Source organism: Acinetobacter sp. WU_MDCI_Abxb74 (assembly GCF_025513915.1).
GTDB classification, from domain to species: Bacteria; Pseudomonadota; Gammaproteobacteria; order Pseudomonadales; family Moraxellaceae; genus Acinetobacter; species Acinetobacter calcoaceticus_C.
This window is the reverse complement of record NZ_JAHPRP010000007.1, coordinates 122,647-138,442: the sequence shown is the minus strand read 5'-3', so window position 1 is coordinate 138,442 and position 15,796 is coordinate 122,647. Positions and strand designations below refer to the sequence as shown.

Sequence of the window (15,796 nt, the reverse complement as noted above, 5' to 3'; positions counted from 1 at the left end):
TTTGCGAACGAGGTCATGCAAAGCAGTCTCTCATACATCATGGGTATGGTTGGCAGATTATCCTGAATAATCTGACTATTTATCAACTATTATCGTCTTCTTTATACAAAAAAGAAAACCTTCATACGCAAAATGATTATGACAATTCGACCAATCTCCCAGCATTACGCTATACTTTAAACCGTTTTCGGTTAAAAGATGAGTTAATCTGTGCCTATAGAGTTCATTGCAACATCAAAACTCCCGACCGCTTTTGGTGAATTCAATATTTCTGTTTTTCAAGATCCGGTATCAGGTGAAGAACATGTGGCACTTTCTAAAGGGTTAGAAAAACCACCCACAGGCCCTGTTTTAGTTCGTGTACATTCAGAATGTTTAACAGGTGATGCTTTTGCGTCATTAAAATGCGACTGTGGTCCTCAATTGCAGGCAACTCAAAAGCTCATCAACGATGCAGGCCAAGGCGTTATTTTATATTTACGTCAAGAAGGTCGTGGTATTGGACTAACGAATAAAATTCGCGCCTATGCTTTACAAGATCAGGGACATGACACCGTAGATGCTAACTTACTTTTAAATTTACCTGCCGATGCACGTCGTTACGATATGTGTAGCATCATGCTAGATCATTTAGAAGTGAAAGAAGTTAAGTTAATTACCAATAATCCTTTGAAAATTCAGGCGCTCAAAGATCAAGGAATTAATATTGTTGACCGCGTTCCATTAACCGTTGGGCGCAACCCTTTTAATGAAGAATATTTAAAAACCAAACGTGAACGTATGGATCACCTTTATCAAAAAGATGATTTTTAAACCAAAATTATAAATTTAAAAATAATTGGAAGGGATTTCTAAGACATTTCTTAAAAATCCCTTACTTTTTTTATGGTTTTGTGCTTTGATGTATCTATCTCCTATCTCAATCATCTTTGAGGGTCACTATGCAACATCCGACTTCCACAGATATTCAACGTGTCCGCGAATTTCTCCTCGATTTACAAGCCCGTATATGTGTTGGTTTAGAACAACAAGAAAAAGCTGGCGGCGGTACGAGTGAATTTATTATTGATGATTGGGAGCGCCCAGAAGGTGGCGGTGGCCGTTCGCGAGTTTTGCAAAATGGTACAGTGATTGAAAAAGGTGGTGTGATGTTTTCTCACATCAACATTAGTAAACTTCCCGCTTCTGCTACAGAACGTCACCCTCAAATTGCTGGTGCTAAAGCACAAGCACTTGGTGTGTCATTAGTGATTCACCCTAAAAACCCCAATATTCCAACTTCTCATGCCAATGTACGTTTATTCGTTGCAGAGCCTGAAGGACAAGATCCAATTTGGTGGTTTGGCGGTGGTTTTGACTTAACACCATTTTATCCAGATGAACAAGATGTTATAGATTGGCACCAAGCCGCCCACGACTTATGTCAGCCTTTTGGTGACAATGTCTATGCTGAACATAAAAAATGGTGTGACGATTACTTCTATTTAAAACATCGTGATGAGCAACGTGGCGTCGGTGGTTTATTTTTTGATGATCTCAATGGCTGGGATTTCGAAACCTGCTTTAAATATATTCAAGCTGTCGGTAATGGCTATTTAAATGCCATCTTGCCGATTTTTGAAAAACATCGTGAACAACCTTATACCGAAGCCCAACGAGAGTTTCAGCTTTACCGTCGTGGTAGATATGTTGAATACAACTTAGTGTATGACCGCGGAACATTGTTTGGTTTACAAACAGGTGGACGTATCGAATCTATTTTAGTCAGTCTACCTAACCTTGCAGGTTGGTCTTATCGTCCTGAATGGGATGAAGACTCTCCAGAAAAACGTTTAACTGACTATTACCTAAAACCACGTGACTGGCTAAATTCAAAAGAAAAAGTCGCTTAATTTTTTGCTTTTTGGAGATTCTTTGGCTTCCACCCTAAAGAATCTCCTTTTTTATTTTCAACTTCTTTGTTTCTATTCAAATATTTTTTCTGATTTCAATTTGGCTTATAGTGAAGCCTGCTGAATATTCAGTATAGGTTTTATCTGCTTCATGCCATTTTAAAATTTTGGATATAAGAATGACCAAACAGTTTGCAGTAATTGGCAACCCGATCGAACAATCACGTTCTCCTGAATTGCATCATGCTTTTGCTCAAAAAACAGGTGTTGACCTGAACTATCAAAAACGTCTTGCCCCTCTTGATGGTTTTGAGCCAAGTATGCGTAGTTTCTTTGCAGAAGGCGGAAGTGGCATGAACGTTACTGTTCCATTTAAAGAACAGGCTTTTGCTTTATGCGATGTGTTAACCGAACGTGCTCAGATTGCGAAAGCGGTGAATACGTTATGGATGGAAAATGGCAAATTGCACGGCGATAATACTGATGGTCAGGGCTTAGTTGCCGCGATTCAAGCTTTAGATTGGAATCTAGAAAATACAACTATTTTAATTTTAGGGGCTGGTGGTGCAACTCGTGGTGTTATTTACCCACTCGTACAGGCTGGCGCGAAGAAGATTGTGATTGCAAATCGCACTGAAGCCCGTGCTGAACAACTTGTAGATGACTTAAAAGCTGCAGCTCCACAAACTCAATTACAAGCAATTTCCCTCAATGAGCTAGAAGGGAAATTTGACATTGTGATTAATGCAACTTCTGCAAGCCTCTCGGGTGATGCCCTACAGCTTCCTGAAAATTTACAATTCGAACATGCCTATGAAATGGCATATGGCAAACCATCTACCTTCCTTGATCAAGCTAAACAACGCAATGTGCCCTACTCTGAAGGTTTCGGCATGTTAGTGGGGCAGGCAATTGAAGCCTTCTATATCTGGAATGGCGTAAGACCTGAATTAAAAGATTTTCTATAACAAAAAAGAACCTACTTTAAGTAGGTTCTTTTTTTATTTCATTTATTATTTTTTGGTCGCAACCATTTGCTGATAAACATCTCGGAAAATCTCATAATCAATAAACTCATTATGTTCAGGTTTTAAATTCTGAATTGTTTTTTCCGTAAGCTGTTGTTTACGTGCAGCAACATACACCTTCCCTAAAATATCAGCAGTTTGTGACAACAATTGTTTTTCTTCAGCAGAAGCACCATTTTGTTGTTCAAATTCTAATTGATATTGTTTCGAGAAAAGCTGCTCAGGTTGTTTATATTGTTTCTGCAATTTTTGCCATGCTTCACGCCCTGCTTTACCTTGTATCGTTGTAATCACAATACGGTCTACAGCACGACCTAACTCATTATCAAATTGGTCTTCTTGTTCAAGATGATGCTTTTTCTGTAATCCCTCAATATGCTCTAAAGCCTTACCTTGAGGGTTGTAGGTTTCTTCTTCTGAGAACCAATAAGCATAAACTTCCGCAATTTCTTGCAACTGTTGAACTGAGTAATAATTAATATATGACGGTTTTTCGGCAGTCAATTTTGCAATAAACACAGCCTTATACGTTTTGTCATAAGCATGCGTTGCATCATAAGTTTGGTTAGCCAACAGCGCCAGACTCGAATCTAGATCTTGTACATCGCTATGTGAACCAACTGGATGTTCAGAAACATCACTTTGCCCAAGTTTTTCACTAAAGCCTTTTACAAAGTTTTCAAATAAAGAACCCTTACTTGCTTCAGCAACTGATTTAGCTTGTTTAAGCTGCTGCTGGTCAATTGAAGTTGCTTTACCATAATTTAAAATTTGCATGTCTGCTTTAATATTAAAGCGATGATTAAACTCGGCTGGTGTATATGCAACGTCATAGTCTACGTTGACTAAACGGCCTTTTTCATCCAATCCCACATCAACTGCAATTGGATTTCTTTGTTTTGGTAAAGCTTGTTCAATCTCTACTTTATGTTTTAACCATAAAGTTTTGAATGCTTCATCACTAACAAACAGGCTCTGATCATAAGCAGCAAAAGTTTGTTTTAGTGCAGCTTGGCGGGCCTTAATCTGAGTTTTCTGGGTACTTTCAACACTTTGATTAAGAACATCAACACCATATATTTGACAGTAATTAACATCCCCTAAAACTACTGGTTTTTTAAGAGTCTGTAACTCAACACATTGTTCTTGTGTAAGGGTTGGGTCTTCTTCATCTTGTGCGATTTCTTCAGCATCTGCTACAGCAACGTCTTCAGCTTGAGCTGCGTCAGAAGCTTCCTCTGCCGTAGCTTCTTGTGCACTCGCTTGTTCTTCATCGCCCTCTTCAGAAGCCAATGTACCGCCAAAATGAGCATTAATGAGTGAATAAAGTTGCTGGCTGACTGCGGCTGCATCTTCAGACGAAACCTTCTGCCCCTCAGCACCAGCCGCCTTTTTCTTAGCTTCAGAAGTAGCAAGTTCAGTTGCTATAGATTCAGCAATCTTTTGGTCATCAAACCCTAAAACATTTTTTTGTAGATATTTTTCATTGACTTGACCATAGAGTTCCGATTGCAGCAGTAACTCTTCAACCGTACCTTTTAAACGAATTTTTTCGACAATTCCTGCTTTACGGTCAGCATCTGTAATAGATAAACGTTGTAAATTTTGTGGTTCAGCTAGACGATAAGATACCGCACTTGAAGCTTTCGCATATTCAATAAACTTCTTCATATCGACGTTCGTAAACAGATTTTTATATTTTGAAAAATCGACATAAGCTAAGTTGTTTTGATTATCTTTATTTACCAGATAAGGCATTAAACCGAAATAATTAACGTAAAATTTATAGTCTTTCAGATCAAGTACCATTGGCAATTTTGCCTGCACCAACAAGGTCGGTTTCTCATATCTTGCAGTGAGATTAAAAGATCCCATTTTTTGACGATAATGAACTGAACCATCGTAACTAAATTGGAGGTCATTTAATAAATTGATTAATACGGCATTCACTTTTTCTGAACGAGATTCGCCTGATACACCCGAAGCTGATTGCTCATTTGCAATTGCAGCATAAAGCGCCTGCTTTTGTTTTTTATTCAAATTAATTTTTTGTTCACGTAAATATTGATCTACTTTTTTTTGCACTTCTTCATCAAGCTGAGCCGTTCTCTCTACAGTACTTATTTTCTTGGGCTGATTTGGATCAACATTAACTTTAAAATTCCCGCGGTAGTCATAGCTTGGGTATTCATACATTGCATTCATACCCTGAATGACTTTTTGATCTAAATTAGCAGATGCCACTGAGGGGCGTAGGTTATGCTGCGCACAAGCGGTCAAACCCAAACTGAATAAACATAAACTGAGATATTTTAAATGCATAACCTTTTTTAAAACCTTATCGCTTTATCTTTTTAGCAAAACTTGCTAAAAATAAAAAATAGTTGTTTTTTCACATAAAAGTATAAGTCCTGAATGTAGCAGAAAATGTATTTTCAGGTGTATTTATTTTCGACAAAATTCGCTTTTCTGACATTTCTTTCGGATGTGATTATCATTGTATTTTTATCATGCGAGTGAATAATCAAATCATCGATTCAGATAATCCCACAATGATTCAAAATTAGGATTAAAGCCATGCCAGCATATAAAGCCCCGCTACACGATATTCGCTTCTTAATGAATGAAGTATTAGATTACCCTGCTCACTACAAAACTTTATCAAATGGTGAAAATGCAGATCCAGATACGGTTGATATGATTCTTGAAGGTGCGGCAGATTATTGTGAAAACGTATTATCGCCACTTAACCAATCTGGGGATGAAGAAGGTTGCCATTTTGACAACGGCGAAGTAACTACACCTAAAGGCTTTAAAGAAGCTTACGACCAGTTCGTAATGGGCGGTTGGCAAGGCCTTTCTTATCCAGAAGAGTTTGGTGGTCAAGGTCTACCAATGTCATTAAATCTGATTAAATCGGAAATGATGGGTACGGCAAACTGGTCATTTACGATGTACCCTGGCTTAAGCTCAGGTTGTATGAACACCATCTTACAATTCGGTACCGATGAGCAAAAACAAACGTATATGCCTAAACTTGTTGAAGGTACTTGGAGCGGCACAATGTGCTTAACCGAACCTCAATGTGGTACCGACTTAGGACAAGTTAAAACTAAAGCTGAACCTCAAGCAGATGGCACTTATAAAATCTCTGGTACGAAAATCTTTATTTCTGCCGGTGAACATGACTTAACTGAAAATATTATTCACATTGTACTTGCACGCCTTCCAGATGCTCCTGCTGGTACTCGTGGTATTTCATTATTTATCGTACCTAAATTCATCCCTACTGCTGAGAGTGGTATCGGTGAACGCAATGCAGTAACTTGTGGTTCAATCGAACACAAAATGGGGATCCGAGCTTCTGCAACGGCTGTACTAAACTTTGATAATGCAACTGGTTATTTAATCGGTGAAGTTAACAAAGGCCTACACGCAATGTTTACCTTCATGAATACAGCACGTATTGGTACTGCTGTTCAAGGTATTGCTCACGCCGAGTTATCTTTCCAAGGTGCGCTACCTTATGCGAAAGATCGTATGTCTATGCGTGCACTTTCTGGCAAGAAAGATCCAGACAAAGTTGCTGATGCAATCATTCATCATGCTGACGTACGTCGCCTGTTGCTGACTCAAAAAGCAATTGCTGAAGGTGGCCGTTCAATGATCTATCATGCTGCAAAACTTGCAGACAAAATGACAGATGCATTAACACGTGGTGATCAAGCTGCTTACGAAGACTACGATGACAAACTTGGTTTCTACACACCAATTTTGAAAGGTTTCTTAACTGAACTTGGTTTAGAGGCTGCAAACAACGGTATGCAAGTTTACGGTGGTCATGGCTACATTAAAGAATGGGGCATGGAACAAATCGCTCGTGATGCTCGTATCTCAACACTATATGAAGGTACAACAGGCATTCAAGCACTTGACTTGATTGGTCGTAAAGTATTGCTTAGTTCAAAAGGCAAAGTGGTTCGTGATTACACTGCTGAAATCTTAAAATTCTGTGCTGCACACGCACGTAATAAATACTTACGTCGTTTTGCCTGGGATTTAACTAAGCTTTGTGCTCAGTGGAACACTTTAACTGTTCGTATCATGCTTGCTGCACGTAAAGACCGTGACATCGTATCTTCTGCTTCTGTAGACTTTTTAATGTTCTCTGGTTACGTGATGATGGCTTACTTCTGGGCGCAACAAGCAGTCATTGCTTCTGAGAAACTTGAAGCAGGTGACGGTGCAGAAACGCCTGAATTCTATAAAGCAAAAATCAAAGTTGCAGACTTCTACTTTGACCGTATGTTACCTCGAACTCAAGGTCATGCAGAGTCGATGGTGACAACTTCTCGCACATTAACATCATTACCAGTTGAACACTTCAGCTTCGACTACTAATGATTTTTAAATCGTAAAATGAAAAGAGCGCAATATGAATTGCGCTCTTTTTATTCAAGTAAAAATTGAATATTTATTCTTTAGTCAGAACATAAGCTTGCTTTGGAACAAAATAGTTTTGCTCTAAAAATTCACGATTTTTACCATAATCGCTATAAAACAGTTTCTCTAGATTCATAACCAATCTTTTTCTTGAATCAGTCTTAAAATAAAAATTAACGTTAGATAAAGGACAGTGGATGGTTAACTCATGCTCTCTTTCATCTACTTTCCAATTTAAAGAAGGGCACAATTCATTTACAGCAGCGCTTTTGGCTCCATCTTTACTCCCCACGCGACCAAAATGAATCACATTCCAATAAGCCGATCCATTGGGCAATAAATTTAAAATGTACTCCGCTTCGCCTGATTCACAATCGGCAAAAGCATCCTCACATGAAATTCGAGTGTGATATCGCCCTACATACTGCAATGCAATTCCGCTTAATTTTTCAGTTTGATCTAAATTTTGCTGAGGTAAAAAAGTACGTCCTGCTACATAGTCTAATGTTTTTGTAGATGTGCTATTTTTTATTAAATTTTCTTCATGCATAGAATTAGAACTTGCACTAGAGTGATCTTTTGAGTTGGTATGGTTTATATCACAAGCACTAAGTGTCATACACATCATAGCCGCGACAGCCAAATGCTTAACTACAAAACCAGACCACTTCAAAGACATATACATTATTCACAGATAACAGCAATAACCAAGTTCACATTGATTTCAGGCACTAGCTTTATTGCTGTCATAAACCTCTAAGCCCCGAAAGGGTGCATTTTATTAGATGTTGGTTTCTTTCTTTTCAATCCTTTACATATTTTAACCATTTTACTTTTTAGAAGACTTTAAACCCGTTATTTCGTCTCCATATTTTTATTAAGCAAGAGAATAAGCAATTCCTTGTAACTTTTTATCTTTAAGGAGAATTAGATGGCCAGTTCTGGTTTATATCGCTCGAACCGACATAGCATGATCGCTGGTGTAATGGGTGGTATTGCTGAACGTTTTGGTTGGAACGTGACTTTATTACGCATTATTTTTATTGTGATTTCAATTATGAGTGCGGCCTTTCCCGGAATCTTAGTTTATCTGGTTTTGTGGGTAGTCATTCCGAAAAAGCAGCCAGAACATATTGAAGGCTATCGACAAGCCGTCCGAACTGTACATGAAGAGCAAACACGTTAATTAATTTTGGTCGCTACGGTTGCATCCCCTAATCAACCGTAGCTTTTTTTTATTCTTAAAAATTATAACTTTCGATTTAACTGTTGCTGTAGTGCAGCAATCATATCGGCTCGGCTAATCATTCCTATAAGCTTGCGATCTTCAACTACTGGAATATAGTTAAACGACTTTTCAACGAAGTATGGCACAAGATCTTGAATGGGCTGTGTTGGCAATACTGTGACCACTCTCCGGCTCATAATCTGTCTTACATAGTGCTGCCAAGAGTTTCGTGGGTCTGCTGCACCTTTAAACCATTCAACAACTTCATATAAAGCTAAAGTTCCCACTAAATGATTTTCAGCGTTTACAACAGGCAAGCTCATTAAATTGACATGTTTAAACTTATCTAGCGCCTGATAAATATCATCATCTTCATGTAGCTTAATCACATCACGGCTCATAATATCCTGACAGGTATATTGATTGACTATGCGCTCATTGGCATGTTCTTGAGCTTCTAAAATGATCTTTTCTAAATCGTACTGACTAATATCTAGCAATTCAGTGTGATGCTCTAATGCGTACTCAATATCTTTCGGCTGAATTGATACCTTTTGAGTAGGTGTTGGGTCTTTACTACGCTCATTAAGATGAGCAGTAACCGGATAATGTCTTCCAATTAATCTATTAAAAAAGACGGCGAAACCGAGTAAAAGTAAAGAGTTAAGTAAAACTGGGTAAAAAACAAAATAAAAGCCTAATTTATGAATTGCAACCCCACCTAACACAGCCGTAATGGCCACGGCGCCACTTGGTGGATGTAAAGAGTCAGTGGTCATCATTAAAAATATGGCAAAACCCACTGCAACACTAAAAGCCGTGGTTAGATCAGGAATCCACTGCGCACAAGCAACCCCAATAATTCCAGCCAAAGTATTACCGACAAGCACATTCCACGGTTGAGCCAAGGGACTAGTCGGCACAGCAAACAATAAAACAGATGAGGCACCCATAGGTGCAATGTACCAAGCATTAATTCCGCCTAGAACATACCAGCTAATTAAGGAAGAAATTGCTAAACCACACAATGCTCCAACGCCGCAAAGCAACCGTTCTTTTAAAGGTAAAACCTTAAAATTCGGTTTTAAAATCTGTAACCATTGTCGCTGTATAACACTCACAGTACACCTTTGGGGATATGCCGTCATTTATAACGGGCAAAAGTATACGCCCAAAGCCACATAAAGTGCATTTAAATTATATCTTCAAAGAGAAGAAAACCTGTTGAACCAACTTTCGCCCTTTTAAAACTTTAATATTCAATTAATTTTTCATTTAAATAGCGCCAGTAGCGTTTTGGTAAATATTGCACATGAAGCTTTATATTTTGGCGTTCTGTAATATTAACGCTTTTAAAATAATCCTTCCAAAGCTGGTCATATAAAACTTCTTGCTCATCTAGCTCGAGCTGAAAGCTTTGGCTCATTCCATTTTTTAAATTACGGTCAACCTCAGAAGCTTCGAGTGAAACCTCATGTATTTCCTGTAAATCATAATAAAGCCCGAACCTACGTTTTTCATCATAAATCAGCCAACGCTGATCTTGGTAACGTCGTTTAAAATGAGGCTGAATAAGCGGTAAAACATTAAAATCGGGCCGAACCAGACTTAAAAAAAGCTCATCTTTGGTTTTTTTAAAACGGATAAAAGCTTCCATCCGATGCTTTTCTCGTCCGACCTTTTTCGTCCACTGTGCAATAGCCAAAACACTTGAGTGCGAATAGTCTTTTTCTACTGATGCATGGCTACTAAACACATAAATACAATAATTAAATAAATGCTGATAGGCATCTAAAGACTCAGATAAATAAGCAAAATAAAATTGTCTTAACGAAGAAGATAACAGCTTTTTTTGCAGCGCGGACCAAACACGCTCAGCATGTTCCTCGTTATTTACAACCTCAATTTTATCGGCAAATAAACCATGTTGAGCAGCATCGTTCAAACAGAGTCTGACCTGTAATTCTTTAAATTGAAATGCACGAAAAATACAGCTTAGCAGCCCAACCATTGAACCATCAAAATAGTAAGCCACTTCATCATTAAACATCGCTAAAACCCAAGGCTTAATTGGGGCGAAAGCTGCTGCACATATTTCGAAGATCCCTGCGTTAAAATCTGCTGCCGAATAAAACTTGAAGACAGTTCTTTTTGGAATTTTGGGCTGTCTTCACAGTGGATAAAGAATTTTGCTCGCTGATAGGCGACACCTAACTTTTTAAGTAAATCGATGTGGATTTTGCCAAAGCGACGAGCCTGAACAATTTTCTTAGCCGATTTCACCCCAATGCCCGGCACACGTAAAATCATTTGATAATCTGCACAATTTAAATCTACCGGAAACTGCTCAGGATGTCTTAAAGCCCAACTTAATTTTGGGTCTACATCTAGATCTAAATTTGGGAATTTTTCATTGACGATTTCATTGACCTGAAAACCGTAAAAACGCATCAGCCAATCACTCTGATAAAGCCTATTTTCCCGAAGTAACGGCGGTGCAGAACCAACTGCTGGCAAGTAATTATTTTCGGTATTAATTGGAATGTAACCCGAAAAATAGACTCGTTTAAGTTTAAATTCTTTGTAGTGCTTGTCTGCCATAAACAAGACATCTTGGTCTGACTCTTGATGAGCACCAACTACCATTTGGGTGGTTTGCCCTGCTGGCACATATTTCGGCACATGCTTAATGATTTGACGTTCATCTTTAAGCTGGATGAGTCTGTCACGTACTAACCCTAAATCTTTTTGTACTTCTTGATGGGATTTTTCCGGTGCAAAAGTCTTTAATCCAATCTCGGTCGGCATCTCTAAATTAATACTCATCCGGTCAGCATATAAACCTGCTTCATGAATAAGTTCAGGCGATGCTCCCGGAATGGTTTTTAGGTGAATATAGCCATTAAAATTTTCTTCAAGGCGCAACTTCTTCACGACTTGAAGCATACGCTCCATTGTATGGTCGGCCGATTTAAAAATACCTGAACTTAAAAATAAGCCCTCGATATAATTACGTCGATAAAAATTAATGGTTAAGTCCACCACCTCTTGCACTGTAAATGCTGCACGTTGAACGTCATTAGAACGACGTGAAACACAATAAGCACAGTCAAAAATACAAACATTGCTAAATAGAATTTTTAAGAGAGATACACAGCGGCCATCTTCGGTGTAGCTATGGCAAATTCCTGAATGACTGGCATCACCTAGACCTTTATCTTTATTTTTACGGTCACTGCCACTTGATGAACAAGACACATCATATTTAGCAGCATGTGCAAGAATTTGAAGTTTTTCTCGAATGCGATCAGACATATTAAACGACTCATTTATGGCATCGTTTAAAAAATATCATTTTGCATTCTTAAATTTAATCTAGTGAAGTACGCTAAGCGTCATGAGGTGACGTGACAATCCCCCGAAAAATAAAACGGAATATCGCAATTGAGCAGATAAGCTGTGATATAAAAAAGAGGTTCGCTTTTTTGTATGGGTACAACACCAATGCTGAATCCCATTTTTTCTTTTTTTAAACTTCTCATTCGTAATTTAAATGTAAATGAAGATCAAATTTGGAGATGTTTGTCATTGACTACTCCTCTCTATGCTTCCATCACTATTTATATCTTTTTTCTTATTTTTATGTTTTACCCCAACATTATTAGATTTGAACTGCCTGATTTTAACTTTATCTTTCAATTCGGATTATTTATTGGATTCTTACTCCTTATCTACTACATCTTCGTATTTTTTCCTGCCATTTTTGTTCAACTTAAATTACATAGGTATCATCGTATTAATTTTTTTACCGTCATTCTAAGCGCGCTGTTTCTTACGTACGTCATTCCAACCTTACTTATGTTGATATTCGCACCACTAGAACAGTTTGAATTCTTTATGATTGAATTCTTCTATGTATTAGGTCCATTTTCGTTGACCTATGCCGTCATCTATTGGATATTACTACTCAGAGCAGATCTCAAACAGCATTTAAAAAACGGGACGTAATCCCCCAACTAGCCTTTGCCACTCACCACCAAAATCCTTATACTTAACCACAATTTTTGTTTGATTCCAGTGGATGCACCATGAGTCGTGCTATATCGCATATTGATACATTTCAGGGTTTAATTCTTGCCCTACAAAACTATTGGGCCGAACAAGGCTGCGTCGTACTACAACCGTACGACATGGAAATGGGCGCTGGAACATTCCACACCGCAACATTCTTACGTGCTTTAGGGCCTGAAACTTGGAATGCTGCATACGTTCAACCTTCACGTCGTCCAAAAGATGGCCGCTATGGTGAAAACCCGAACCGTTTGCAACACTACTACCAGTTCCAAGTAGTACTTAAGCCAAACCCAGACAACATCCAACAGCTTTATCTCGATTCTTTAAAAGCAATTGGAATTGATACACTTACTCACGACATCCGTTTCGTAGAAGACAACTGGGAATCTCCGACGCTAGGTGCTTGGGGCTTAGGTTGGGAAGTTTGGCTTAACGGTATGGAAGTGACTCAGTTCACTTACTTCCAACAAGTCGGTGGCGTTGAATGTTATCCAGTAACAGGTGAAATCACTTACGGTTTAGAACGTCTTGCAATGTACCTTCAAGGTGTTGACTCGGTTTATGACCTTGTTTGGACGAAAGGCCAATTCGGTACTGTGACTTACGGCGACGTATTCCATCAAAATGAAGTTGAGCAATCGACTTATAACTTTGAATATGCTCCAGTTGAAAAACTATTTGAACTCTTTGACTTTTATGAGTCAGAAGCAAATCGTTTAATTGAAGCAAAACTTTCTCTTCCTGCTTATGAGCAAGTGGTTAAAGCATCTCATACTTTTAACTTGCTTGATGCACGTGGCGCAATTTCTGTGACTGAGCGTCAACGCTACATTTTACGTGTCCGTACTTTAGCTCGTGCAATTGCACAAAGTTATGTACAAGCACGTGCAGAGCTTGGCTTCCCAATGGCAGAACCACACTTACGTGATGAAGTATTGGCACAGCTAAAAGCACAAGCTGAAAGTGAAGCAGCAAAGGCGGAGAAAAACTAATGAGCAAACATACTGTTTTATTCGAACTTGGCTGTGAAGAACTTCCACCAAAAAGTTTAAAAAACTTACGTGATGCATTACAAGCAGAAACGGTAAAAGGCTTAAAAGATGCGGGCTTAAATTTTGCATCTATCGAAGCTTATGCAGCTCCACGTCGTTTAGCGCTTAAAATTGTTGATATCGATGCTGCTCAAGCTGATACACAAAAACGTTTTGATGGCCCTGCTGTTCAAGCGGCTTACGATGCAGAAAGTAAACCAACTAAAGCACTCGAAGGCTTTATGCGTGGTCAAGGGATTACTGTTGACCAACTTTCTACTTTCCAAGCTGGTAAAGTTGAAAAAGTTTGCTATTTAAAAGATGTGAAAGGTCAAAGCCTTGATGCTTTACTGCCACAAATTTTACAAACTGCGCTAGATAACTTACCAATTGCTAAGCGTATGCGTTCTGCTGCAAGCCGTACCGAATTTGTACGTCCAGTGAAATGGGTTCTCTTACTGAAAGACGACCAAATCGTTGACGCGACTATTCAAGATCATAAAGCTGGTAATGTGACTTATGGCCACCGTTTCCATGCACCTGAAGCTGTGGCTTTAGCGCATGCAAATGACTACCTAGCTGCTTTAGAAAAAGCATATGTGGTTGCAAACTTTGAAAAGCGTCAAGCGACCATTCAAGAACAAGTGAAAAAGTTAGCTGATGAAGTTAACGCAACTGCGATTGTTCCAAGTGACTTACTTGATGAAGTAACAAGCCTCGTTGAATGGCCAGTTGCCCTTCGTGCAAACTTTGAAGAGCGCTTCCTTGCTGTTCCTCAAGAAGCACTCATTACGACAATGCAAGACAACCAGAAGTATTTCTGTTTGATCAATGCGGAAGGTAAATTACAACCTTACTTCATTACTGTTTCAAATATTGAGTCTAAAGACCCGATTCAAATTATTGAAGGTAACGAAAAAGTTGTTCGCCCTCGTTTGTCTGATGCTGAATTCTTCTTTTTACAAGATCAAAAGCAACCGCTTGCATCTCGTAAAGAAAAATTGGCAAACATGGTATTCCAAGCACAATTGGGTACGCTTTGGGACAAATCGACACGTATTGCAAAACTTGCTGTCGCATTATCTGCAATCACTGGTGCAAACCCAGCAGATGCTGAAAAAGCTGCGTTACTTGCTAAATGCGACTTAACTTCAGAGCTTGTTGGTGAGTTCCCAGAACTTCAAGGTATTGCGGGTACTTATTATGCACGCATTGAAGGCGAAAACACTGAAGTTTCAGAAGCTTTAGGCGAACAATATTTACCAAAATTCGCTGGCGATGTTTTACCAAAAACCAAAACTGGTACAACGATTGCCCTTGCTGACCGTTTAGATACGCTGGTTGGTATTTTCGGTATTGGACAAGCGCCTACAGGTTCTAAAGACCCGTTTGCTCTTCGTCGTTCAGCAATTGGTATCTTACGTTTAATCATTGAAAATGAATTGGACGTAACGATTGAAGAACTGGTAAATCTCGCACTTCAAGGTTATGGCGATATCGTTAAAGACCACGACAAAACGCGTGCTGATGCTGTTGCATTCTTGGAAGGTCGTTACCGTGCCAAGTATGAAGACCAAGGCGTTGCTGTTGATGTGCTTCAAGCCGTTCAAGCGCTTGCACCAAAATCTCCACTTGATTTTGACAAGCGTGTAAATGCTGTAAACCACTTCCGTGCTCTGCCTGAAGCTGCTGCACTTGCTGCTGCAAACAAACGTGTTGCTAACATTCTTGCAAAAGAAGCAGCGCCAGAAGGTTCTGTAGTTGAAGCAAACTTAGTTGAAGATGCTGAAAAAGCATTATTTGCTGAGCTTCAAGCAGTGACACCTGTGGTTGAGCCATTACTTGCCGCAAAAGATTACACAGCTGCTCTTTCTAAGCTTGCAGCACTTCGTGCTCCGATTGATGCATTCTTTGATGGTGTCATGGTAATGGCGGATGATGCTGACCTGAAAGCAAACCGTTTACGCTTATTGGCTCAGTTACGCAACCTGTTTACTGCTATCGCTGATGTAAGTGTATTACAGGGTTAAAATTATATAGAAATTAATTTTTGTATAATTAAGTCTTATTAAAACCATGTTTTTGATTTAAATCGGAAAC

The 15,796-nt window shown here is 38.9% G+C and carries 12 protein-coding genes; 7 read left to right on the top strand and 5 right to left on the bottom strand.

Annotated features, from left to right (window positions below):
• The first annotated feature begins 210 nt into the window (after positions 1–210).
• From ribA to aroE, 3 genes are all read left to right on the top strand, one after another.
• On the top strand, positions 211–813 hold the full coding sequence (gene ribA, locus KTH84_RS13025) for a GTP cyclohydrolase II (protein ID WP_133971604.1): 603 nt from the start codon (positions 211–213) through the stop codon (positions 811–813).
• A gap of 128 nt (positions 814–941) precedes the next feature.
• Positions 942–1,892, top strand: a complete 951-nt coding sequence (gene hemF, locus KTH84_RS13020; protein ID WP_262473483.1) for an oxygen-dependent coproporphyrinogen oxidase — start codon at positions 942–944, stop codon at positions 1,890–1,892.
• 179 nt (positions 1,893–2,071) lie between these two features.
• Positions 2,072–2,860, top strand: coding sequence for a shikimate dehydrogenase (gene aroE / locus KTH84_RS13015; RefSeq protein WP_262473482.1), 789 nt, complete (start codon positions 2,072–2,074; stop codon positions 2,858–2,860).
• A gap of 45 nt (positions 2,861–2,905) precedes the next feature.
• On the opposite strand, the gene KTH84_RS13010 is transcribed toward aroE, so the two are convergent.
• Positions 2,906–5,242, bottom strand: coding sequence for a hypothetical protein (locus tag KTH84_RS13010; protein WP_262473480.1), 2,337 nt, complete (start codon positions 5,240–5,242; stop codon positions 2,906–2,908).
• A gap of 255 nt (positions 5,243–5,497) precedes the next feature.
• Between KTH84_RS13010 and KTH84_RS13005 the strand changes: the two genes are divergently transcribed.
• Entirely contained in the window at positions 5,498–7,321 is a 1,824-nt protein-coding gene (locus tag KTH84_RS13005; RefSeq protein ID WP_042895262.1) for an acyl-CoA dehydrogenase C-terminal domain-containing protein, read from the top strand.
• Between the two features lie 73 nt (positions 7,322–7,394).
• On the opposite strand, the gene KTH84_RS13000 is transcribed toward KTH84_RS13005, so the two are convergent.
• Positions 7,395–8,042, bottom strand: a complete 648-nt coding sequence (locus tag KTH84_RS13000) for a hypothetical protein (RefSeq protein WP_202743301.1) — start codon at positions 8,040–8,042, stop codon at positions 7,395–7,397.
• Positions 8,043–8,294: 252 nt separating this feature from the next.
• Between KTH84_RS13000 and KTH84_RS12995 the strand changes: the two genes are divergently transcribed.
• Complete coding sequence (locus KTH84_RS12995) at positions 8,295–8,549, top strand: PspC domain-containing protein (protein WP_202743302.1); 255 nt, start codon at positions 8,295–8,297, stop codon at positions 8,547–8,549.
• A 62-nt stretch (positions 8,550–8,611) separates the two neighbouring features.
• Here the strand turns inward: KTH84_RS12995 and KTH84_RS12990 are convergent, their stop codons facing one another.
• The 3 genes from KTH84_RS12990 to KTH84_RS12980 all read right to left on the bottom strand — a co-directional run bounded on the left by KTH84_RS12990 (position 8,612) and on the right by KTH84_RS12980 (position 11,906).
• Entirely contained in the window at positions 8,612–9,712 is a 1,101-nt protein-coding gene (locus KTH84_RS12990; protein WP_262473477.1) for an HPP family protein, read from the bottom strand.
• A gap of 131 nt (positions 9,713–9,843) precedes the next feature.
• The gene (locus KTH84_RS12985; protein ID WP_262473476.1) at positions 9,844–10,641 is read right to left on the bottom strand and encodes a TIGR03915 family putative DNA repair protein; all 798 of its coding nucleotides are present in this window, start codon (positions 10,639–10,641) and stop codon (positions 9,844–9,846) included.
• 2 nt (positions 10,642–10,643) lie between these two features.
• Positions 10,644–11,906 carry a putative DNA modification/repair radical SAM protein gene (locus KTH84_RS12980; RefSeq protein WP_262473474.1) on the bottom strand — a complete coding sequence of 421 codons (1,263 nt, stop codon included), beginning with the start codon at positions 11,904–11,906 and terminating at the stop codon, positions 10,644–10,646.
• A gap of 773 nt (positions 11,907–12,679) precedes the next feature.
• Between KTH84_RS12980 and glyQ the strand changes: the two genes are divergently transcribed.
• Positions 12,680–13,657, top strand: coding sequence for a glycine--tRNA ligase subunit alpha (glyQ, locus tag KTH84_RS12975; protein WP_002044989.1), 978 nt, complete (start codon positions 12,680–12,682; stop codon positions 13,655–13,657).
• Positions 13,657–15,726, top strand: a complete 2,070-nt coding sequence (gene glyS / locus KTH84_RS12970) for a glycine--tRNA ligase subunit beta (RefSeq protein ID WP_262473472.1) — start codon at positions 13,657–13,659, stop codon at positions 15,724–15,726. The genes glyQ and glyS overlap by 1 nt, the downstream gene beginning before the upstream one ends.
• Positions 15,727–15,796: the final 70 nt, after the last annotated feature.

Excerpts from the sequence above, each read along its gene's own strand:
- aroE (WP_262473482.1), top strand. The coding sequence starts at position 2,072 with ATGACCAAACAGTTTGCAGTAATTGGCAACCCGATCGAACAATCACGT.
- KTH84_RS12995 (WP_202743302.1), top strand. The coding sequence starts at position 8,295 with ATGGCCAGTTCTGGTTTATATCGCTCGAACCGACATAGCATGATCGCT.
- glyQ (WP_002044989.1), top strand. The coding sequence starts at position 12,680 with ATGAGTCGTGCTATATCGCATATTGATACATTTCAGGGTTTAATTCTT.
- KTH84_RS13005 (WP_042895262.1), top strand. The coding sequence starts at position 5,498 with ATGCCAGCATATAAAGCCCCGCTACACGATATTCGCTTCTTAATGAAT.
- KTH84_RS13000 (WP_202743301.1), bottom strand. The coding sequence starts at position 8,042 with ATGTCTTTGAAGTGGTCTGGTTTTGTAGTTAAGCATTTGGCTGTCGCG.
- glyS (WP_262473472.1), top strand. The coding sequence starts at position 13,657 with ATGAGCAAACATACTGTTTTATTCGAACTTGGCTGTGAAGAACTTCCA.
- KTH84_RS13010 (WP_262473480.1), bottom strand. The coding sequence starts at position 5,242 with ATGCATTTAAAATATCTCAGTTTATGTTTATTCAGTTTGGGTTTGACC.
- KTH84_RS12980 (WP_262473474.1), bottom strand. The coding sequence starts at position 11,906 with ATGTCTGATCGCATTCGAGAAAAACTTCAAATTCTTGCACATGCTGCT.
- KTH84_RS12985 (WP_262473476.1), bottom strand. The coding sequence starts at position 10,641 with ATGTTTAATGATGAAGTGGCTTACTATTTTGATGGTTCAATGGTTGGG.
- hemF (WP_262473483.1), top strand. The coding sequence starts at position 942 with ATGCAACATCCGACTTCCACAGATATTCAACGTGTCCGCGAATTTCTC.